At 66.3% G+C, this 22,066-nt stretch carries 16 protein-coding genes; 10 read left to right on the top strand and 6 right to left on the bottom strand.

Features of this window, described 5'->3' with window-relative positions:
- Nucleotides 1-251 precede the first annotated feature (251 nt).
- The 6 genes from ACNR9O_RS10510 to bla all read left to right on the top strand — a co-directional run bounded on the left by ACNR9O_RS10510 (nt 252) and on the right by bla (nt 11,851).
- Nucleotides 252-6,260 (top strand): alpha-2-macroglobulin, encoded by a 6,009-nt coding sequence (locus ACNR9O_RS10510; RefSeq protein ID WP_473680789.1) that lies wholly within the window; start codon nt 252-254, stop codon nt 6,258-6,260.
- 50 nt (nt 6,261-6,310) lie between these two features.
- Nucleotides 6,311-8,710 (top strand): penicillin-binding protein 1C, encoded by a 2,400-nt coding sequence (gene pbpC, locus ACNR9O_RS10505; RefSeq protein WP_473680791.1) that lies wholly within the window; start codon nt 6,311-6,313, stop codon nt 8,708-8,710.
- Nucleotides 8,711-8,807: 97 nt separating this feature from the next.
- On the top strand, nt 8,808-10,097 hold the full coding sequence (locus ACNR9O_RS10500; RefSeq protein ID WP_473680793.1) for an NAD(P)/FAD-dependent oxidoreductase: 1,290 nt from the start codon (nt 8,808-8,810) through the stop codon (nt 10,095-10,097).
- A complete protein-coding gene (locus tag ACNR9O_RS10495) occupies nt 10,094-10,444 on the top strand; it encodes a tRNA-binding protein (RefSeq protein ID WP_473680795.1) in 351 nt (116 codons plus the stop codon). Before ACNR9O_RS10500 ends, ACNR9O_RS10495 begins: the two co-directional genes overlap by 4 nt.
- A 5-nt stretch (nt 10,445-10,449) precedes the next feature.
- The gene (locus ACNR9O_RS10490; protein WP_473688385.1) at nt 10,450-10,887 is read left to right on the top strand and encodes a GNAT family N-acetyltransferase; all 438 of its coding nucleotides are present in this window, start codon (nt 10,450-10,452) and stop codon (nt 10,885-10,887) included.
- Between the two features lie 94 nt (nt 10,888-10,981).
- Entirely contained in the window at nt 10,982-11,851 is an 870-nt protein-coding gene (bla, locus tag ACNR9O_RS10485; protein WP_473680797.1) for a subclass B3 metallo-beta-lactamase, read from the top strand.
- Here bla and ACNR9O_RS10480 read toward each other — a convergent pair.
- Nucleotides 11,848-12,798: an MBL fold metallo-hydrolase gene (locus ACNR9O_RS10480; RefSeq protein ID WP_473680799.1), complete on the bottom strand. Its 951-nt coding sequence runs from the start codon at nt 12,796-12,798 to the stop codon at nt 11,848-11,850. The genes bla and ACNR9O_RS10480 overlap by 4 nt on opposite strands.
- A gap of 109 nt (nt 12,799-12,907) precedes the next feature.
- Here ACNR9O_RS10480 and ACNR9O_RS10475 point away from each other — a divergent pair, with 109 nt between their 5' ends.
- Nucleotides 12,908-13,537 (top strand): trimeric intracellular cation channel family protein, encoded by a 630-nt coding sequence (locus ACNR9O_RS10475; protein WP_473680801.1) that lies wholly within the window; start codon nt 12,908-12,910, stop codon nt 13,535-13,537.
- A 6-nt stretch (nt 13,538-13,543) separates the two neighbouring features.
- Here the strand turns inward: ACNR9O_RS10475 and ACNR9O_RS10470 are convergent, their stop codons facing one another.
- Complete coding sequence (locus tag ACNR9O_RS10470) at nt 13,544-14,281, bottom strand: 2OG-Fe(II) oxygenase (protein WP_473680803.1); 738 nt, start codon at nt 14,279-14,281, stop codon at nt 13,544-13,546.
- Entirely contained in the window at nt 14,278-15,039 is a 762-nt protein-coding gene (locus ACNR9O_RS10465; RefSeq protein WP_473680805.1) for a methylated-DNA--[protein]-cysteine S-methyltransferase, read from the bottom strand. Before ACNR9O_RS10465 ends, ACNR9O_RS10470 begins: the two co-directional genes overlap by 4 nt.
- A 175-nt stretch (nt 15,040-15,214) precedes the next feature.
- Here ACNR9O_RS10465 and ACNR9O_RS10460 point away from each other — a divergent pair, with 175 nt between their 5' ends.
- Nucleotides 15,215-16,123, top strand: a complete 909-nt coding sequence (locus ACNR9O_RS10460; protein ID WP_473680807.1) for an ABC transporter ATP-binding protein — start codon at nt 15,215-15,217, stop codon at nt 16,121-16,123.
- Entirely contained in the window at nt 16,120-16,881 is a 762-nt protein-coding gene (locus ACNR9O_RS10455) for an ABC transporter permease (RefSeq protein ID WP_473680809.1), read from the top strand. The genes ACNR9O_RS10460 and ACNR9O_RS10455 overlap by 4 nt, the downstream gene beginning before the upstream one ends.
- A 67-nt stretch (nt 16,882-16,948) precedes the next feature.
- Here ACNR9O_RS10455 and ACNR9O_RS10450 read toward each other — a convergent pair whose 3' ends face one another.
- The 3 genes from ACNR9O_RS10450 to ACNR9O_RS10440 form a co-directional block, all read right to left on the bottom strand.
- Nucleotides 16,949-18,154, bottom strand: a complete 1,206-nt coding sequence (locus ACNR9O_RS10450; protein ID WP_473680811.1) for an acetyl-CoA C-acyltransferase — start codon at nt 18,152-18,154, stop codon at nt 16,949-16,951.
- Between the two features lie 79 nt (nt 18,155-18,233).
- A complete protein-coding gene (locus ACNR9O_RS10445) occupies nt 18,234-20,621 on the bottom strand; it encodes a 3-hydroxyacyl-CoA dehydrogenase/enoyl-CoA hydratase family protein (protein ID WP_473680813.1) in 2,388 nt (795 codons plus the stop codon).
- A 108-nt stretch (nt 20,622-20,729) separates the two neighbouring features.
- On the bottom strand, nt 20,730-21,347 hold the full coding sequence (locus ACNR9O_RS10440; protein ID WP_473680814.1) for a TetR/AcrR family transcriptional regulator: 618 nt from the start codon (nt 21,345-21,347) through the stop codon (nt 20,730-20,732).
- A gap of 235 nt (nt 21,348-21,582) precedes the next feature.
- Between ACNR9O_RS10440 and ndk the strand changes: the two genes are divergently transcribed.
- Nucleotides 21,583-22,008, top strand: coding sequence for a nucleoside-diphosphate kinase (gene ndk / locus ACNR9O_RS10435; RefSeq protein ID WP_473680816.1), 426 nt, complete (start codon nt 21,583-21,585; stop codon nt 22,006-22,008).
- Nucleotides 22,009-22,066: the final 58 nt, after the last annotated feature.

The raw sequence follows: 22,066 nt of genomic DNA, 5'->3' as shown, positions 1-22,066 counted from the left end.
GGGAAGGCGTGGCGTAGCTTTTCCCGATCCACCGCCCAGCAAGCCTATCCGGCGCGGCGCCCCAAGCTGGCGCCGGCATGTCACAATCCGTACCGCATCCGGCCATGAATCGCAGGCAGGATGCGTGAGGGGAAAACCGCTCGCCGACGCTGTTCCACATCGTGGGACGGCGTCGTCGCATGCGGAAATCGATTCCCAGGCCGGCCAGGCGCCGTCTTGAGTTTTCATCGGATGAACTGTCAGGAAGCATCATGGATTTGCTGCGGTTTCTGCTCTCGTTGCCCGTCCGTCTGGTACGCGGCCTGCTTTATGTGATCGCGCTGCTGCTGCGCCCGCTGATCGGCCAGGTGTCCTGGTCCGCGCCCGGCTGGGTGCCGGCTACCGGCGGGTTCGTGAAGCGCAGGCCGCTGCAGTCGGCTGGCATGGTGCTGGCTGTCGTGGCGCTGGCCGCCGGCGGCTGGTTCGGGTGGGAGTGGTACAAGAACCGGCCCAAGCCGGTGGAACCGACGCGCATCACCTTCGAGGTGGGCAAGCCGTCGATCACCGACTACACCACCCAGCCGATCACGATCCATCCGCTGACCGTGGCGTTCTCGCGCTCCGCCGCACCGCTCGAACTGGTGGGCAAGCCCGTCACCACGGGCGTGGTGATGAATCCGGTAGTGAAAGGCCAATGGACCTGGCAGGACGACCACACGCTGCATTTCGCCCCTGCCGAGGATTGGCCGGTCGGCAAGCACATCGAGGTGCGTTTCGACGTCGCCAAGGCTTTTGCGCCGCATGTGCTGATGGCCGACGACCATTTCAGTTTCGACATCGCGCCGTTCGAGGTGAAGTTCGGCCGCGGCGAGTTCTATCAGGATCCGCAGGACGCCACCGCCAAGAAGACCATCCAGCCAGTGGACTTCAACTATCCAGTGGATACCGCGCAGTTCGAGAAGCGCATCGCGCTCACGCTGACGCAGAAAGGGAGCATGGACAGCTCGCTCAAGTACACGGTCACCTACGACCCGTACAAGCTGCACGCCTGGATTCATTCCCAGCCACTGGCGCTGCCGCGCGATGATGGTGCGGTGAAGTACGCCATCGACAAGGGCGTGCGCAGCCTGCGCGGCGGCGACGGGTCGCAGGACAAGCTCAGCACCGACGTGAAAGTACCGGGCCTGTACAGCCTGCAGATCGACGAAATCACGCCTACCCTGGTCGACAACGACAAGTACGAACCCGAGCAGGTGATGGTGATGACCGTCGGCGGGACGGTGCGCGACAGCGAACTGGCCGGCCTGACGAAGGCGTGGATCCTGCCGGCGCGCAATCCGCAGGTCGAGCAGGACGACGACGATTCGCCGTACCCGTGGGATGCCTCGCAGGTCAGCGAAGAACTGCTGCGAAAGTCGCAGCCGCTGAAGCTGGAGCTGGTGCCCACCGAAGCCGACTACGAGGCGGCGCAGAGCTTCAAGTTCCACGCCGAGCCCGGCCAGCGCGTCTATGTGCGCGTGGAGAAGGGCCTCAAGTCGTTCGGCGGCTACGTCCTTGGCCGGCCTCGGATCGAAGTGTTCACCGTGCCGGACTATCCCAAGCTGCTGCGTTTCATGGCCGACGGCTCGCTGTTGTCGCTGAGCGGCAGCAAGCGCATCTCCGTGGTTTCGCGCAACCTGCCGGGTATGCATGTCGAAGTCGGCCGCGTGCTGCCAGATCAGCTGCAGCACCTGGTGAGCCTCAACGAGGGGACCTACACGCAGCCTTCGCTCAACTATGCCTTCAGCGAAGACCACATCGTCGACCGCTTCGAACAGAAGCGCAGTTTCCCCAAGGGCGATCCGGGCAAGGCGCACTACGAGGGCGTCGACCTTGCGCAGTACCTCAAGGACGGCAAGCGCGGCGTGTTCCTGCTGCATCTGTCCAGCTATGACGCCAAAGCGGAAAAGAAACAGGCCGACGCCGCGGCAACGGCGGAGCAGGGGCCGCAAGCCGCCCCACGCGCGAGCGACCAAACCGAAGGTGACGAGAGCGAGGGAGAGAGTGAGGGCTACGAGGGCGACAGCGATACGCCCGATCCCACCGATACCCGCCTGATCGTGGTCACGGACCTTGGCATGCTGGTCAAGCGTGCCGTCGATGGCAGCCAGGACGTGTTCGTGCAGTCCATCCACAACGGCGAGCCGGTGGGTGGCGCGAGCGTGTCCGTGCTCGCGGTAAACGGGCAGACGCTGTACAGCGAGATCACCGGCGCCGACGGCGCGGTGCACTTCCCGACGCTCAAGGGCCTGGAGCGCGACAAGCGCCCGGTGATGTACCTGGTGAAGAAGGGCGAGGATCTGTCCTTCCTGCCCATCGGCACCTACGATCGCCAGCTCGATTACTCGCGCTTCGATATCGGCGGCGAGCGCAACGCTACCAACCAGGGGCAGCTGTCCGGCTATCTGTTCTCCGATCGCGGCATCTACCGTCCGGGCGACACCTTCCACATCGGCTTGATCGTGCGCGCCGCGAGCTGGACGCGCAGCGTGGCCGGCGTGCCGCTGCAGGCGGAAATCGTCGATCCGCGCGGCGTGACGGTGAAGCAGCTGCCGCTCTCGATGGATGCCAGCGGTTTCGGCGAGCTGTCCTATGCGCCGGCCGAGACAGCGCCCACCGGCACCTGGACGGTGAACCTCCATATCGTCAAGGACGGCAAGACCGGAGCACAGATCGGCAGCACCACCGTGCAGGTGAAGGAGTTCCTGCCCGACCGCATGAAGGTCGAAGCCAAGCTGTCGCAGCAGGTGCCGGAGGGCTGGGTGAAGCCGGATCAGCTCAAGGGTCTGGTCGACGCGCAGAACCTGTTCGGCACGCCGGCGGAAAACCGCCGCGTCGAAGCCTCGCTCACGCTGCGCCCGGCCTGGCCCGCCTTCCGCAGCTGGCCGGACTATCACTTCTACGACGTGCGCCGTGCCAAGGAGGGCTACGAAGAAGCCCTGCAGGACGGCGAGACCGACGACAAGGGCCATGCCGAGTTCGACCTGGACCTGAAGAAGTACGCCGACGCCACCTACCAGCTGTATTTCCTGGCCAAGGCCTATGAAGCCGAGGGTGGGCGCAGCGTCGCCGCCGCGGCGCAGACGCTGGTCTCGACCAACGATTGGCTGGTCGGCTACAAGGCCGCGGACAGCCTGGATTACGTCAGCCGCGGCACGCCGCGCAGCGTGCATCTGGTGGCCATCGACAGCCACGCCAAGGCGATCGACCTGAAGGATCTGCGCGCGCAGCTGATCGAGCGCCGCTACATCTCGGTGCTGACCAAACAGGACTCGGGCGTCTACAAGTACCAGTCCAAGCTCAAGGAAATTCCGGTCGACGACAAGGCGCTGACGATCCCGGCCGCAGGACTGGATTACGCGCTGCCTACCGACAAGCCCGGCAACTACGCGCTGGTGATCCTGCGCGGCACTGACCGCGTCGAAGTGAACCGCGTGGACTTCTCGGTAGCCGGCGACGCCAACGTCTCGCGCTCGCTGGACCGCAACGCCGAACTGCAGCTCAGCCTCGCCAAGCAGGACTATGCGCCGGGCGAATCGGTGGAGATCGCCGTGCGCGCGCCCTACGCGGGCAGCGGCCTGATCACCATCGAGCGCGACAAGGTCTACGCGCATGCCTGGTTCCATGCCGATACCACCAGTTCGGTCCAGCACATCACCGTGCCGGCGGACTTCGAGGGCAACGGCTACATCAACGTGCAGTACATCCGCGACCCGGCTTCGGACGAGATCTTCATGAGTCCGCTGAGCTACGGCGTGGTGCCGTTCTCGGTGAATCTGGACGCCCGACGCAACGCCATCAAGGTGGACGCGCCGGCGCTGGTGAAACCGGGCGAGACGGTGACCTTCAAGCTGAGCTCGCCGCAGCCGACCAAGGCCGTGGTGTTCGCCGTGGACGAAGGCATCCTCCAGGTGGCCCGCTACAAGCTGGGCGATCCGCTGAAGTTCTTCTTCCGCAAGCGCATGCTGGAAGTGAGCACCTCGCAGATCCTCGACCTGATCCTGCCGGAGTTCGAGAAGCTGATGAGCATGGCAGCGCCCGGCGGCGACGCCGATGCGGCGATCGGGCGCCAGCTCAATCCGTTCAAGCGCAAGCGCGACAAGCCTGTGGCCTTCTGGTCCGGCATCGTCGACGTGGACGGCGAGAAGGAACTGACCTACCAGGTGCCGGACTACTTCAACGGCAAGCTGCGCGTGATGGCGGTGACCGTGTCGCCGGACCGCGTGGGCACCTTCGAAGGCTCCACCACCGTGCGCGGCGATTTCGTGCTGTCGCCCAACGTGCCTTCCATGCTGGCCCCCGGCGACGAAGCCGAGGTGAGCGTGGGCGTGGCCAACAATCTCACGGGCCTGGGCGGCAAGCAGGTGCCGGTGTCGGTCACGCTGAAGACCGGCCCGCAATTGCAGGTGCTGGGCAATGCCACGCAGAGCCTCAGCCTCGGCGAGATGCGCGAAGGCGTGGCGCTGTTCCGCGTGAAGGCCACCGACAAGCTCGGTTCGGGCAACCTGACCTTCACCGCCGGCTACAGCGGCAAATCCGCCAAGCAGAGCGTGGACCTGTCGGTGCGCCCGGCCTCGGCTTATCGCACCCAGGTCGATGTCGGCCGCGTGGACGCAGGCGCCAAAGCGGACCTGCCGGACCTGCGCAAGCTGTTCGACGAATACGCCACGCGCGATACCGCGATGTCGCCGCTGCCGGTGGTGCTGTCGCAAGGCATCACCAGTTACCTGGTGAATTACCAGAACTACTGCAGCGAACAGCTGATCAGCGCGGCCATGCCGCGTCTGGTGGTGGCCAAGTGGCCGGTCGTGCCGGTATTCGCGCACGCGCTGCAACCGGCGCTCAGCGAGAAGAAGCTGAGCAATGAGGAAGCGCTGTCCAACTTCCTCGACGTGCTGCATTCGCGCCAGAATGGGCAGGGCGGCTTCGGCCTGTGGGTGGCGACGCCGGATGCCGAGCCGTTCGTATCCGTCTATGCGATGAACTTCCTGCTCGAGGCGCGCGACCGCGGCGTGAGCGTGCCGGCCGACATGTTCGATGCGGGCAACAACTACCTGCGCAAGCTGGCTGGCGACAACGGCATGGATTCGCTGGAGACGTTGCGTCAACGCGCCTACGCGGTTTATCTGCTGACTCGCCAGGGCAACGTCACCACCAATGACCTGGCTGCGGTGCAGAAGCGCCTGCAGGAGGCCTATCCAGACCAGTGGAAGAACGACCTGGCTGCCGCCTGGCTGGCCGCCTCCTACCAATTGCTCAAGCAGGACAAGCAGGCCGCGCAGCTGATCGCCGGCCCGCAGAAGCTGCTCGAACGCGCCGACAAGGACAAGGGCTACGTCTACGGCTACTACTACGACTCGCTGATCCGCGATGCCAGCGTGCTCTACGTGCTGGGCAAGCATTTCCCTGAGCGGGCCAAGAACCTGTCGCCGCGCGTATGGGAGAACATCAGCTATCCGCTGGCCCATGGCTGGTACAACACGTTGTCGTCCTCGATGACGCTGCTCGCGCTGGACGCCTATGCCACGCAGACCGGCGCCGACCTGACCAAGCTGGGCATCGATGAGGTACATGCCGATGGCAGCGTGAAGGCCATCGCCAGCGTGCAGGGCAACCTCATGCAGGCCGGCAGCTGGAGCGGTGCCGCAGCACGCTTGCGCTTCACCAACGGTGGGCCGGTGCCGGCCTGGTATGTCGCCAGCCAGGGTGGCTACGATCGCGACGCACCGGCGAAGGCCATCAAGGAAGGCCTGGAGGTGATCCGCGAGTACACCGATACCGATGGCAAGGCGCTCAGTTCGATCACCGTGGGCGATGAGATCGACGTGCACGTGAAGATCCGCGCCACGCGCAGCGATGGCGTGTCCAACGTGGCCATCGTCGACCTGCTGCCGGGCGGCTTCGAGCCGGTGATCCAGCCGCCGCCGGAGGTGACCGATCATCAGGAAGACGGCAGCGAGCAGAACGACCAGGGCGGCGACAGCGAAGTCGCGCCGGAGGCGTGGCGTTCGCCGGTGGGTCTGTCCACGTCCACCTGGCAGCCGGAATACGCGGACATCCGCGAGGATCGCGTGGTGATCTATGGCGCCGCCACGTCCGATGTGCGCGAGTTCGTGTACCGCATCAAGGCGACCAACGCCGGCAAGTTCATCGTTCCGCCGGCCTATGGCGAATCGATGTACGACCGCACGGTCCAGGCCCGCTCGCCCGGCGGCGCCACGCTGACCGTGAGCAAGCCGTAACCTCGGCGTCCCGCCCTTCTGCCTGAAGGGCGGGACGTTTCTCTCCGGCAATGAAAGTCATACCTGCCCATTCCATCGTCCGGGCCGTCGCCCGCTGGATTCTGCGCTGGCAGAACTGGCTGGTCGGAGCGGCCCTCATCGCCGCCGTGCTGGTCGGCTGCCGGTTGTGGCCGCATCCGCGTCTGCGCGACTGGCTGCCATCGTCCACCGCCGTGTACGACGCCAAGGGGCGGCTGCTGCGCCTGACGCTGGCGAGCGACGACCGTTATCGCCTGTGGGTCCCGCTGAAGGACATCTCGCCCCAGCTGGTGCAGGGCGTGCTGCTGCACGAGGATCGCTGGTTTCGCTGGCATGCCGGCTTCAATCCCTACGGTCTGGCGCGCGGCGCTTGGGTTACCTATGCGCGGCACGGCAATCCGCAGGGCGGCTCCACCGTCACCATGCAGCTGGCGCGCCTGCTGTGGCGGCTCAACACGCGTACGCCGCTGGGCAAGCTGCGGCAGGTGGGGCGCGCGATTCAGCTGGAGCTGTTCTATTCGAAAGACGAGATTCTCGAGGCCTATCTCAACGACGCCCCTTACGGGCGCAACGTGGAAGGCGTCGGCGCGGCCAGCCTGGCCTATTTCGACAAACCGCCGGCGGCGCTGACCTTGCCGGAAGCGTTGACCCTGGCGGTCGTGCCGCAGGACCCCACGCGTCGCCTGCGTACGTCGCAGGCCGATACCCCGGACCTGATCAATCAGCGCCTCGCCGCCTCGCGCAACCGCCTCTACGCGCGCTGGCTGGGCGAGCACCCGAAAGATGCGGCGCTGAAGCCGCTGTTCGCTTTGCCGCTCACGTTGCGGCCGCTGGCGCAGCTGCCGTTCGAAGCCCCGCATGCGGTCGAGCAGTTGCTCGCTTCGCGGCGGCTGGATGCCGGCGCCACCGACAGCCGCGTGGCTACCACGCTGGACTTGGACCTGCAGCACAGCCTGGAGCGCCAGGTGTCGCGCTACATCGAGCGCAATCAGTCGCGCGGCGTGCGCAATGCCGCGGCGATCCTGGTCGATACGCGCGACATGGGGATCAAGGCCATGGTCGGGTCGGCCGGCTATGGCGATGCCTCCATCCATGGACAGGTCAATGGCACGCTGGCGAAGCGTTCGCCGGGCTCCACGCTCAAGCCCTTCATCTATGCACTGGGCTTCGATCGAGGCGTACTGCATCCGCAGACCGTACTGAGGGACGTACCTACGTCCTTCGGTCCCTACACGCCGGAGAATTTCGACGGGCATTTCCTCGGCCCGGTCACCGCTACCGAGGCGCTGGTGCGCAGCCGCAACATCCCGGCGGTGTGGGTCGCCTCGCAGCTGCGCCAGCCCAGCTTCTACCAGTTCCTGCGCGATGCCGGCATCGGCCGCATGGCGAGCGAGAAACACTACGGGCTGGCGCTGGTGCTCGGTGGCGGCGAGGTCACCATGCAGGAACTGGCCGGTCTCTACGCGATGCTCGCCAACCGCGGCGAACTGAAGCCGCTGCGCCTGGCCGCGACGGACGCGCCGTCGAAGCAGGGTACGCGCCTGCTCAGCGAGGAAGCGAGCTTCATGGTGATGGACATGCTGCGCCAGAACCCGCGGCCGGACGAAGCCACCGGCGCGCAGCCCAGCCGCCTGCCGGTGTACTGGAAGACCGGCACGTCATGGGGTTTTCGCGATGCCTGGACCGCCGGCAGCTTCGGCCCTTACGTGCTGGTGGTGTGGGTCGGGAACTTCGATGGCAGCAGCAATCCCGCTTTTGTCGGCGTGGAGGCGGCGGCGCCACTGTTCTTCCAGATGGTCGATGCGCTGCGTGCCGAACATCCCGGTCTCGCCGAGCCGGTCCACCGGATGCCGGCCAATCTCAAGCGCGTATCGATCTGCCTGGCCAGCGGCGACCTGCCAAACCAGTGGTGTCCGCAGAAGGGCACGACGTGGTTCATTCCGGGCAAATCGCCGATCCGCGTCAGCCAGGTGCATCGCCCGGTGGTGATCGACGACGCCACCGGCCAGCCAGCCTGTCCGCCCTATGACGGCAAGCGCACGCATCTGGAGGTGTACGAGTTCTGGCCGTCCGAGTTGCAGCAGGTCTTCATCCAGGCCGGCATTCCGCGCCGCACGCCGCCGCGCAACGCCGCCTGCGTGAACGGCGGCGAGGCGGTAGGCGAGCCGCCGCGTATTACCTCGCCGCTGCGCGGCAGCATCTATGCCATGCGCCTGAAGCGGCGCGACGACGACCGCATCGCTTTCAGTGCCAACGGCGACGCGGCGGCGCGCACGCTGTACTGGTTCGTCAACGATGCCTTCGTGGGCAGCAGTGCGCCGGGCCAGTCGCTGTTCTGGCAGCCGCCGGCTGCCGGTAACTACGAAGTGCGCGTAGTGGACGATCGCGGCATGAGCGACACGCGTCCGCTCGGCGTGAGCGTGGTGGAATAGCTCGCATGTGCCGCAGCCCTGCCAAGGGTCACGCCTGTCGGCACGAACGCCTGCGCTATGCTTGCAGCTCTATCCCGTGCAGCCTGCGTCCGTGTCGATGAAGCAGTCACCGGCCCCTTCCTTCTATCGTGCGACGGCCAATGCCTATGCGCCGTACGCACCGCTGCGGGGCAAGACGGAAGCGCGCGTAGCGATCGTCGGTGGCGGCTTCGCCGGCCTGCATACGGCACTAGGCCTGGCCGAACGCGGTGTGCGCGACGTGGTACTGCTGGAGCGTGAGCAGGTCGGCTTCGGCGCTTCAGGCCGCAACGGCGGCTTTGTGTTCGCCGGCTATTCGCTGGGCGAGCGCAGTCTGCTGGATCAGCTCGGCGATGAACGCGCGCGTGCGCTGTTCGGGCTCACGACCGCCGCGGTCGAGCGCATCCGTGCCCAGGTCGCCCGCTATCGCATTCCTTGCGAGCTGGTCGACGAAGGCGTGATCTGGGCGAACTGGTTCCGCGATCCGGCGGTGCTGCGCGAACGCCAGGAACTGCTGGCGCAGCACTACGGCGTGTCATGGGAATGGTTGCCGCGCGAGACGTTGCGCGAGCGGATACACACGGAGCGCTACTTCGACGGTCTGTACGAACGCAATGCGTTTCACCTGCATCCGCTGAATCTCGCGATCGGTCTGGCCGCGGCGGCGGCGGAGCAGGGTGTGCGCATCCATGAGAACAGCGATGCCTGGCAATTGCGCCGCGACGGCCTGCGCTGGCGTATCGAAACCGATCAGGGCTCGGTGCTGGCCGAGCACGTGGTGCTTGCCTGCGGCGGGTATCTGGCCGGACTGCGGCGCCAGATCGATCGCGCCATCCTGCCGATCGCCACCTACGTGATGGCCACCGAGCCGCTGGGCGACCGCCTGCGCGAATGCCTGGACACACGCGCGGCGATCTACGACACACGCTTCGCCTTCGACTATTACCGGCCATTGCCGGACACGCGCCTGTTGTGGGGCGGTCGCATCTCCATCCGCAATCGCTCGCCGCAGGCCGTGCGCCGCCTGCTGACAAGCGACATGCTGCGCGTGTTTCCCGCGTTGAAAGGCGCTCGCATCGATTACGCGTGGTCGGGCCTGATGAGCTACGCCCGTCACCAGATGCCGCAGATCGGTGGTGGCGATGACGGCTTGTGGTGGGCCCAGGCCTTCGGTGGCCACGGCCTGGCGCCGACCTGCGCGGCGGGCGAACTGCTGGCTTCCGCTATCGCCGAAGGCGATCAGCGATGGAGGCTGTTTTCCCACTATGGCCTGGACCGCGCACACCGGCCCGCCGGCTATCTCGCCGCGCAGGTCAGCTACTGGTGGCACCAGGGCCGGGACTGGTTCAAGACGAGGCTGGAAGCATGAGCGACACGCAGGACATCGCCCCGATCAGCTGGGCGGACTTCGAAAAGGTGCTGATGGTGGCCGGCACGGTCACGCGTGTGGAGGCCTTTCCCGAAGCACGCAAGCCGGCGTGGAAGGTATGGGTCGATTTCGGTCCTTACGGTGAGAAGAAGACCAGTGCGCAGATCGTTTCCCTATACGCGCCGGAAGACCTGGTCGGCCGTCAGATCGTCGGCGTGATCAACTTCCCTGAGAAGCAGGTGGGCCCGTTCCGCTCCCAGTTTCTGCTTACCGGATTTCCCACCGAGCAGGGTGTGGTGATCACCACCATCGAACGCCCGGTGCCCAACGGCACCAGGCTGGCGTGACCGGCATGCCGCGATTGCGCGAGGCACGCGTTGACGACGCTGCCGAGATCGCGCGGCTTGCGGGTGAATGGGGTTACCCCATGAGTGCGGAAGCCGCGGCTGCACGCCTGGATACGCTGCTTCGCGGCACAACGCAGCGCATCGTAGTGGCGGAGGCCGGACAGGGGCTGCTCGGCTGGATTGCAGCGGAAATCCGCATGACGCTGGAGTCCGGCATGCGCGCTGAAATCGTCGGCCTGATCGTCGATCCGGCCGCGCGCCGGCAAGGCATCGGCGCGTTGTTGCTGGCGGAGACCGAGCGTTGGGTGAGCGAGCGCGGGCTGGCCGAGCTCGCCGTGCGCTCCAATGTGGCCCGCGAGCTGTCGCATCCGTTCTATCTCGGGCACGGTTATCGCCTGCGCAAGACTCAGCACGTTTACACCAAGTCCCTGCGCGGCGATTAACTGCCCCCGCTATGCCGCAGGATGCCCGCAGCGCGCCATGTCTGCCGGTGGCGTCATGGGCATCATGGCGGTCTTTCAGCAAGGACATGTATCCATGAGAACGCAGCTCGCCGCGCTTGCCGCTTTCGTTTTTTCCGCAGCCCAGCTCCATGCCGCCGACCAAAACGACTGGACCACGCCGGAACCGCCATTCCGTGTCTATGGCAACACCTGGTACGTCGGGTCGATGGGGCTCAGCGCGTTACTGATCACATCGCCCCAAGGGCATGTGCTGATCGACGCCACGATGCCGCAGAACGCCGCCTTGGTGGAGCGGAATATCCAGCAGCTTGGCTTTCGCGTGCAGGACATCAAGGCGATCCTCAACTCGCATGCGCACGCCGACCACGCCGGCGCGATCGCGGCGCTGGCCAAGGCCAGCGGAGCGCCGGTGTATGCGAGCAAGTACGGCGCCGAAGAACTCATGGCCGGCGGCGACTACGCAGAGGATCCGCAGAACGGCGAAGCGCCGCGCTACCCGAAAGTCGCCAAGGTCGACGTCATCGGCGATGGCAGCACGGTGAAAGTCGGCGATATCGTGGTGACCGCGCACTACACGCCTGGCCACACGCCCGGAGCCACCTCCTGGACCTGGCGCTCGTGCGAAAAGGAGCACTGCGTGAACGTGGTCTATGCCGACAGCATCAGTGCGCTTACGAACGATACCTACCGTTACAGCGACCCGGCCCATCCCGAACGCGTCGACGGTTTCCGCAAGACCTTCGGCGTGGTGGCGGCGTTGCCTTGCGACGTGCTGATCACCACGCATCCGGACGCCAGCGACTTCCTGGAACGAGCGGCGCAGCACCGGGCCGGAAAGCAACCCGATCCGCTGTTCGACACCAGCGCGTGCAAGTCGCTCGCGCGGAGGTCGGCTGAGAAGTTCGAGGCCAAGCTCAAGGAAGAACGCGCGGCGAGGCCTTAGGAAGATCGGGGCGTGTCAACGCGATCCAGCCATATCTCCAGACCCTGGGCGTTGAGCTCGATGTCCATGCCCAGGAGTTCCAGCAACTGATCGCGCGTGCCTTGCCAGCCGTGCGCCGCCAGGCGCTCGGCGTAGAGGTCGGTGAGTGCCCACTTCAGCCATTCGTGGCGCTTTTCCTTCGGTTCGCCGCGCACCGCGTGGGCGAGGCTGACCATGGCGTCGATCTGCGCGTGCAGCCCTTCGGCCAGCCGCTCCAGGTCGCCGACGCCGCCGAAATGGGTGAGGTAGATGGTCTGCGGCTTCAGCGCGAGCAGGCGGCGGATCGAAGTGTGCAGCGCCTCGGGTTCGAACTGCACTGGCGTGCTTGTGGGCAGCGCGAAGGGTCCGCGCGCCGTATCGAACTCGCGGTAGGACAGGCCGAACGTGTCGCCGGAGAAGCACGCCTTCGCCTGTTCGTCGTAGACGCATAGATGGTGGCGGGCATGGCCGGGCGTATCGAGGCAGCGCAGCGGCCGTCCCTGCAGATCCACCACGTGGCCCTCGGGCGCCTCCACCACGCGGTCCGCGGGAATGGGACGCAGGCGTCCGTAGGTCTTCTCCATCACGTCGTCGCCGTACACCGCGCTGGCGCCCGCCCATAGCTGGGTCGGATCGATCAGGTGGCGGGCGCCGCGCGGATGCACTACCGCCCTGGCATTCGGCAGCCGGGCCATCAGTTCGCCGGCACCGCCGGCATGGTCCAGGTGTACGTGGGTGAGGATCAGCCAGTCCACCTGTTCCGGCGCGAGGCCGGCGTCGGCCAGCGCGCCGAGCAGTCGCGGCACCGCGAAGTTGGTACCGCAATCGATGAAGGCGCCGCGCCCGTTCTCGACCACCAGATAGGCGGCGTCGAAGCGGGGCCGTACGAAGTCCGTGTCGATGGTGTGAATGCCGTGGGATGGAGTCATGTCCGCCTCGCCAGGGAAACCGCCAGGGAGGGTAGCAAGGCTGGCGCGGGTCTTGTGCCGCGTCGCGGCAAAAGCTAGAGATGCGCACAGTTATCGCGGACCTGCCTTCATGACCCACTTCCTGCTACTGGTGCTGGACCTCCTGGGCACCTTCGTATTCGCCCTCAGCGGTGCCGTCACTGGCGTGCGACGGCAATTGGACCTGTTCGGCGTCCTGGTGCTGTCGTTCGCCGCGGGCAATGCAGGCGGCATCACCCGTGACGTGCTGATCGGCGCCACGCCGCCGGCGGCGATCGCCGATTGGCGCTACCTGGGCGTGTCGGTACTGGCGGGCGTGGTCACCTTCTACCGCTATTCGCTGATCGATCGGCTCAAGTACCCGGTGCGGATGCTCGATGCGGCCGGCCTTGCCCTGTTCGCCGTGGCGGGCGCGCAGAAGGCGCTCGGCCACGGGTTGAACCCGGTCATGGCGGCCTTGCTGGGCATGCTGACCGGCGTGGGCGGCGGCATGCTGCGCGACGTGCTGGTGAGCGAGGTGCCCGCCGTGCTGCGTGCCGACCTGTATGCCGTGGCGGCGCTGGCCGGGGCCTCGATCGTGGTGATCGGCGGCCTGTTGCAGCTGCCGCCGACGGTGTCGACGCTGGCCGGCGCCGCGGTGTGCTTCGGCCTGCGCTTCATGGCCATCCGCCATGGCTGGCACCTGCCGCGCGCGGCGGGTGGCGAGGAAGCGCGCCGCTGAATCCGCTCAGCTGGCGTCATGAAAGATGATGCCGAGTGTGTGCCGCCGCCCGGAACGCAACTCGCTGACGCCATGCCGCAGATTCACCCGGTAGCTGCCGCGGCTGCCACTCACGGGGCGGTGGTGCACGGCGAAGACCACTGCGTCGCCCTGGCATAGCGGCACGACATGCGGGCGCGACTGCATGCGTGGCCGTTGCTCGGTCAGCACGAATTCGCCGCCGGTGAAATCGCGCCCGGGCTCCGACAGCAGGACGGCGATCTGCAAGGGAAACACGTGCTCGCCATAGAGGTCCTGGTGCAGGCAGTTGTAGTCGCCGACGCCATAGCGCAGCAGCAATGGCGTGGGGCGCCGCTGACCGGCCTGGTGGCAACGTTCCAGGAAGGCGTCGTGCCGTTCGGGATAGCGCGTTTCGATCCCCATCGTCTCGTTCCATCGGTTGGCTAGCGGAACCAGACGTGGATAAAGCGCATGGCGCAACCGGCCGATCGCTGACGGCAGGGGATAGTCGAAATATTGGTACTCGCCGCGCCCGAAGCCATGGCGCGCCATCACGACTTTGCTGCGGAACAGGAGCGGCTGGTCGTACAGCGCGGCCAGCCGCTCACAGGTTTCCCGGTCGAACAGGCCGGGCAGCATGACATGGCCCTGGCGGTCGAGCTGTTCGAGCCGTTGCGGCCAGTCGAAGGCCTCCAGTCGCGCATCGGTGTCATCGATCGTCACGGGTTGGAGAATAGCGCTCATGCGCGCGCCTCCCGCGCCAGCAGGGCGCGCTTGCGCTCGATGCCCCAGCGATAACCGGAGAGCGCGCCATCGCCGCGGATGACACGGTGGCAGGGCACCGCCACCGCCAGTGCGTTGGCACCGCAGGCCTGCGCCACGGCACGTGAGGCATCCGGCCGACCGATTCGGGTAGCGATGTCCTTGTAGCTGGCCGTACCGCCTGCGGGAATCGCGCGCAGAGCCTGCCATACCTTGCGCTGGAACGGCGTGCCGCGCAGATCGAGCACGGCATCGAGAGCCGCGTCGGGGTGTTCGATCAGTATCGCCGCCTGGGCGAGCGCGGCGGTGAGCGCTTCGTCGTCGCGCGACAGCTGCGCCTGTGGAAATCGTAGGTGCAGATCCGCTTCGAGCGCATGCGCGCTTTCGCCGAACAGCAATGCGCATATCCCGCGATCGCTGCTCGCTACCAGCAGCATGCCGAGCGAAGACATGCCGATGCTGAATCGAATCGCCTCGCGTGCAGCGTCCTCGCGATCCGGTCGACAGCGGGCGCAAGGACGGAAGCCGGCGCGTTCGGCGTCTTCGCGGGTGGCGTGGAAGGCCACATTCTCCGGTCTGGCCGGACGCGCCGCGCACGACGGTTTGCAATACACGCCCGTGGTGCGCACCGAGTACCAGAACGTGCCGTCCGAGTGCTTGTCGCGGTTGCGCATCTGCGTCCAGCGCGGATCGCGCAGCACGTCTTCGATGTGTGCTTTCAGTTGCATGGCGGAAGTCATGGCTGGCTCCTGGTTCGAGGTGAGGCCAGGGTAGGCAACGTGCGACGCACCGACACTCCGCTTCTTGCGCTGGACGTGTCGAAGGTCAGGGTGTCTTGGCGCCTATGGTTTCTCCCCGCGGACTTTGGCTTGATGAAGGACGCCGCATGACGCGTGCAGAACCGGGGAGCAGGGCATGCTTGCGATACAGACACGAGGCCTGACGCGCCGCTTTGGTGGCCGCCATGGCGTGGAGGAACTGGCGCTGGAAGTGCCGGCGGGCAGCGTGTATGGCTTCCTGGGACCCAACGGTGCGGGGAAGACGACCACCATCCGCCTTCTGCTCGCGCTGCTGCGCAGCGAGGCCGGGGACATCCGGATCTTCGGCGAGCCCTTGTCGTGGGCGCACCGTTCGCCTCTGCGCGAGGTGGGCTCGATGGTGGAAACACCATCGCTTTATCCGCACCTGTCCGGACGAGAAAACCTGGAGGTCACTCGATTGCTGATCGATGGCGAGCCGAAGCACGTCGATGAAGCATTGGAGCTAGTAGGACTCGCTGCGGATGCCGATCGCGGTGTCCGCGAATACTCGCTCGGCATGCGCCAGCGCCTCGGCATCGCACTGGCCCTGATGCGCGGACCGCGCCTGCTGGTATTGGACGAGCCGACCAACGGCTTGGATCCGGCCGGTATCGTGGAGTTGCGCGCCATGCTTCAGCGTCTGGCCGGCGAACGCGGTATCACGGTGTTTCTCAGCAGCCATCTGCTCACGGAAGTGGAGCAGATCGCCAGTCACGTCGGTGTGCTGCATCTGGGGCGGCTAATGTTCCAGGGCACGCAGGAAACGCTGCGTCGGCGCTATGGTGATCCGCTCACTATTCGCTGCGACGACGGGCGCGCGGTCTGCGACAGCCTGGTCGGCCTGGGCGAGGAGCCGCAGCTGCTGGCCGACGATACGGTGAGCTTGGCTGCGCCGCGCCAAGCCGATCATGAGATCAACCGCCGTCTGGTCGAGCGTGGTCACGCCATCCACGCCTTCGGCCGCCGGCCGCACTCGCTGGAAACGCTGTTCTTCGAGCTGACCGGACAGGAGGCAAGGGCATGAGCGCGTTGATGCGGGCGCTGCGCGCCGAGCGGGTGAAGCTGCGGCACACGCTGGCGGCGTGGCTGGTGCCGCTGGCGCCAATGGTGATCGTGCTGCTGGCGCTGGCGCAGTTCTCCTTCGCCAAGGTGCACCGGCCACAGGCGGTCGATTCGCTGGCGGTATGGAAGAACTTCTGCCAGGGCATGTTCGTGCTGTGGAATTTCATGATGCTGCCGTTGTTCGTGACGCTGCAGGCCGCCTTGCTGGCCGGGCTGGAGCATGGCAACCAGCAATGGAAGCATCTGCTGGCGCTGCCCGCGCCGCGGGCCGTGCACTATGCGGCCAAGTTGTGCGTGCTCGCTGCGATGGCGGGGCTATCCACGCTGCTGCTGGGGGTATGCACGCCGCTGGCCGGTTGGGTGGTGATGCACGTGCAGCCCGATTACGGCCTGGCCGGACCGCCGCCCTGGGTCTGGCTGGCCGGGCATGTGCTGGCCACCATCGTGGCGGCCGGTGGGCTGATCGCGCTGCAGGGATGGATCGCGCTGCGCTGGCAAAGCTTCACGGTAGCGGTATCGGTGGGCATCGCCGGCACGGTGGCCGGGTTCATGATCGGGCAGTCGGAGCGGCTCGGGCACTGGTTCCCGTGGTCGATGGCGGTGCAGGTCTTCGCCCGCGACGGCCAGCGTCTTTGGTTCGTGGTGATCGCGGGACTGATCGCCGGCGCAGCCGTGACGGCCTTCGCCCTGTGGGATTGCGCGCGGCGCGAGCAAGCTTGAGCGACACGCAAAACAAAAACGGCGCCGCATGGAGCGGCGCCGTTTTTCTTTTTACAGCGAAGCCGGGTCAAAGCGACTCGAAGATACCCGCCGCGCCCATGCCGGTGCCGATGCACATGGTCACCATGCCGTACTTCTGCTTGCGGCGGCGCATGCCGTGCAGCAGGGTGGCGGCGCGGATGGCGCCGGTCGCGCCGAGCGGGTGGCCCAGCGCGATGGCGCCACCGAGCGGGTTGACCTTGGACGGATCGAGGCCAAGATCCTTGATCACCGCCAGCGACTGCGCAGCGAAAGCCTCGTTGAGTTCGATCCAGTCCAGCTGGTCCTGGGTCATGCCGGCCTGCTTGAGCGCCTTCGGGATCGCTTCCTTCGGGCCGATGCCCATGATGTCCGGGCGCACGCCGGCAACCGAGAAACCGACGAAGCGAGCCAGCGGCTGCAGGTTGTATTGCTTGATGGCCTTTTCACTGGCCAGCAACAGCGCGCCGGCGCCGTCGGAGGTCTGCGAGGAGTTGCCCGCGGTGACAGTGCCGCCGAACTGGCCGTTGCGGAACACCGGCTTGAGCTTGCCCAGCACTTCCACCGTGCTCCCCGGGCGTGGGCCTTCGTCGGTATCGACGAGGCGGCTGTCGGTCTTGATGCCGCGCGTGACCAGATCAGGGTAGTGGTCGTCGAGCTTGAACGGGGTGATCTCGTCCTTGAACTCGCCGGCCTTGATCGCGGCCAGCGCGCGCTCATGGCTCTGTGCGGAAAAGGCATCCTGCTCTTCGCGCGACACCTTCCACTGCTTGGCCACGTTCTCGGCGGTGATGCCCATGCCGTAGGCGATGCCGATGTGCTCGTTGTCGAAGATGCCCGGGTTCATGGCCACCTTGTGGCCCATCATCGGCACCATGCTCATGCTCTCGGTGCCGCCGGCCAGCATCAGGTCGGCCTCGCCGAGGCGGATACGGTCGGCGGCCATCGCGATTGCCTGCACGCCGGAGGAGCAGAAGCGGTTGATAGTCACGCCCGGCACGGTGTCAGGCAGGCCGGCCAGCAGCACGCCGATGCGCGCCACGTTCATGCCTTGCTCGGCCTCCGGCATGGCGCAGCCGATGATGGCGTCGCCGATCTCGTGGGGGTCCACGCCCGGCGCCTGCGCCATCACGGCGCGGATCACGTGGGCGAGCATGTCGTCGGGACGGGTATGGCGGAATACGCCGCGCGGCGCTTTGCCGACCGGGGTGCGGGTAGCGGCGACGATGTAGGCGTCTTGCACTTGCTTGGTCATGGTCTTTGCTCCGTGGCGTCGCGCGATGCGCAGCGACGCCGCTTGGGGTGGGTTAGGGCAGTGACGGAAAGCGCCGGCATCAGTTGCGCAGCGGTTTGCCGGTGGTCATCGTGTGGGCGATGCGCGCCTGGGTCTTCTCCGTCTGCGCCAGTTCCACGAAGTGCTTGCGCTCCAGTTCCAGCAGCCATTCCTCGTCCACCAGCGAGCCGCGCTCGATGGCGCCGCCGCACAGTGTGTCGGCGATGCGCGTGGCAATCGCCACGTCATGCTCGGAGGCGAAGTAGCCGGCCTGCAGGTTGGCCAGCGAGGCGCGGAAGGTGGCGGTGCCGACATCGCCGGCGACCGGAATGCTGCGCGCCGGAAGCGGTGGGCGATAGCCACTCTCAGCCAGCGCGCGAGCCACTTGCTTGGCGACGTACAACAGCTCATAGGCGTTGAACACCACCACGTCGCTGTCGCGCAGCAGACCCAGCTGCTTGGCTTCCAGCGCGCTGCCGGAGACCTTGGCCATCGCCACGGTCTCGAACACTTTCTTCAGCGCTTCGAACGGATCGGACGGATTGGCCTGCGCCGCGCGAATTGCCAGCTCGTGCAGACCGCCGCCCGCGGGCAACAGGCCCACGCCTGCCTCGACCAGGCCGATGTAGCTTTCCAGCGCCGCCACGGTGCGTGCCGAATGCATCTGGAACTCGCAGCCGCCGCCCAGCGCCAGGCCGCGCACAGCGGAGACCACCGGCACCAGCGAGTGCTTGATGCGCATGCTGGTGCGCTGGAAGTTCGCGACCATCGCCTCGAAGTCGGCGAGCTTGCCCGCCTGCAGCAGGCCCAGCGCGCCCTTGAGGTCCGCGCCGGCGGAGAACGGTTCGCCGGTCTGCCAGATCACCACCGCCTTCAGCTGCTGCTCGGCGACGTCGATCGCCTGCTGGATGCCGTCGAGCACGTGATCATTGACCGTATTCATCTTGGTCTTGAACGAGATGATGCCCACACCGTCGTCGCCCAGCGTCCACAGGCGCACGCCGTCGTTCTCCCACAGCGTGGTGCCCTGGTCGAACCTCTCGCCCAGGATCGGATCGGGGAACAGCTGGCGCGCGTACACCGGATGCTGCGAGCGCGGCTTGTCCGCGTTGGCGCTGGCGGAGTAAGAGCCATTCTTGCCGTGCACGCCGCTGCGCCCGTCGGTCACCCACTTAGGCAGCGGTGCCTTGCTCATGGCCTTGCCGGCGGCGATGTCTTCCTCGATCCATTTGGCCACCTGCTGCCAGCCGGCCGCCTGCCAGGTCTCGAACGGGCCAAGCTTCCAGCCGTAGCCCCAGCGGATGGCGAAGTCGACGTCGCGCGCGGTGTCGGCGATATCCGCCAGGTGATAGGCGGTGTAATGGAACAGATCGCGGAAGGTCGCCCACAGGAACTGCGCCTGCGGGTCGTTCGACGCGCGCAGCTTGGCGAACTTCTCGGCCGGATCCTTGATGGCGAGGATGGCGGCCACTTCATCGGAGGCTTTCTGCTCCGACGGGCGGTAGTCGCGCTTGGCCACGTCCAGCACCACGATGTCCTTGCCGGCCTTGCGGTAGAAGCCCGCGCCGGTCTTCTGGCCCAGCGCGCCCTGGTCGATCAGGCCCTGCAGCCATGCCGGCGCCTTGAAGTACTCGTGCCACGGATCGTCGGCCAGCGTGTCGGCCATGGTCTTGATCACGTGCGCCATGGTGTCCAGGCCCACCACGTCGGCGGTGCGGTAGGTGGCGCTCTTCGGACGGCCGACGGCCGGGCCGGTGAGCGCGTCCACCACGTCGAAGCCGAGCTTGAACTGCTCGGTGTGATGCATGGTGGCCAGCATCGAGAACACGCCGATGCGGTTGCCGATGAAGTTCGGCGTGTCCTTCGCGTACACCACGCCCTTGCCGACGACCGTGGTGAGGAAGGCTTCAAGACCCTCCAGCACGCTGGCATGGGTCAGCTTGGTCGGAATCAGCTCGACCAGGTGCATGTAGCGCGGCGGGTTGAAGAAATGCACGCCGGTGAAACGGTGACGCATTTCTTCCGGCAGCGCTTCGGCCAAGGCGTTGATCGACAGGCCCGAGGTGTTGCTCGCCAGCACGGCATGCGGCGCGACGTAGGGTGCGATCTTCTTGTAGAGATCCAGCTTCCAGTCCATCCGCTCGGCGATCGCTTCGATCACCAGGTCGACGTCCTTGAGGTGCTCCAGGTCGTCGTCGTAGTTGGCAGGGATGATCGCGGCGGCGCGGGTACTGTCGGCCAGCGGGGCGGGTGAGAGCTTCTTGAGGTTGTCGATCGCCTTGATGGCGATGCCGCTCTTGGGCCCTTCCTTGGCGGGCAGGTCGAACAGCACGGTTTCGACGTTGGCGTTGGTCAGGTGCGCGGCGATCTGCGCGCCCATGACGCCGGCGCCGAGCACCGCGGCCTTGCGGATGCGCAGCGCGGGGTTGGTTGCGACTGGAGCGGTCATTGGCTTCTCCGTAGTGCGGACACTTGGGGGGTGTTGAAAGGCGAAGGGGAGGCCGTCGGGACTCCCGGGAAATCGTTGGGTCGAGGCCGGCGCCGGTCTCCTGCGGGATCAGGGCGCGTTGAGGCCGGCGGCCGCGAAGCGGATCAGGTGCTCGGCGGTCTGCTCACGATGCACCCGCTCGGTGACATCGCTTTTGCGCTGGATCATGCCGAAGCCCGACATCGCATGGGTCAGGGCGCCGGTGACCAGGTCCACGCGCCAGTACAGCTCTTCCTTGCTCAGGTTCGGCAGCAGGCGAGCGAACTCGGCGGTGAACTGGCGCATGACATGGCCGTAGTTCTCCGACAGAAACTTGCGAAGCGTGTCGTCGTGTTCGGCGAAGGCCCGCGCCAGCACGCGCATGAACAGCGAGCCGCTGCCTTCGTGGGACAGTTCCAGAGCGGGCTTGATGAAGGCCTCCAGCACATCTTCCAGGGTCGTCTCCGGCTGGCCGGCGATGCGCGACAGGGCCGCCATGCGATGGCCGTTGAGCTGGTCCAGGCGGCGGCGGAAGACTTCCTCGATCAACCGATCCTTGGAGCCGAAGTGGTAGTTCACGGCGGCCAGGTTGACGCCGGCGGCGGCGGTCAGCTGGCGCAGGGACGCGCCTTCGAAGCCGTGCCGGGCGAACAATGCCTCGGCGGCACCGAGGATGCGTTCCTTCGTGGTATGCGGCGAGCTGTGCAAGCGGGCGATTCCCGGTGGACTTGAACAGGAGTCAAACGATCGTTTGAGCCTACGAGGGAAAATTCCCAGAGTCAAACGATCGTTTGCAACGCCCGGCGCCCGGCTTGCGAATCAGTTAGAATCTGTCAGACTTTCGTGAGCTAAATCCGCTAAACACGGCGGGATTTGGCCTACTTTCACTGGCAGGCCGCCAGGCAGCCCACTCAAATACCAGTTTTTCCGGAGCAGACTACTCATGGCGCTGGAGCGCACCCTTTCGATCATCAAGCCCGACGCCGTTGCCAAGAACGTGATCGGTGAAATCTATGCCCGCTTCGAGAAGGCCGGTCTCAAGATCGTGGCCGCCAAGCAGAAGCAGCTGTCGCGCCAGGAAGCCGAAGGCTTCTATGCCGTGCACAAGGAGCGTCCGTTCTTCAAGGCGCTGGTCGACTTCATGATTTCCGGCCCGGTGATGATCCAGGTGCTGGAAGGCGACAACGCCATCCTGAAGAACCGCGAGCTGATGGGCGCCACCAATCCGAAGGACGCCGCGCCGGGCACCATCCGCGCCGATTTCGCCGACTCGATCGATGCGAACGCCGTGCACGGTTCCGACGCTGCCGAAACCGCGCAGGTCGAGATCGCGTACTTCTTCGCCTCGACGGAAGTGCACTCGAGGTAATCCCCGTCGCGCCCATCGTGGGCGCGGCACGTCGCGTGGCCACCCGGTCGCGCTTTTT

The organism is Dyella sp. CR10, from assembly GCF_055814425.1.
The sequence above is the reverse complement of the archived record's forward strand: the minus strand, read 5'-3'. Positions and strand labels throughout refer to the sequence as shown.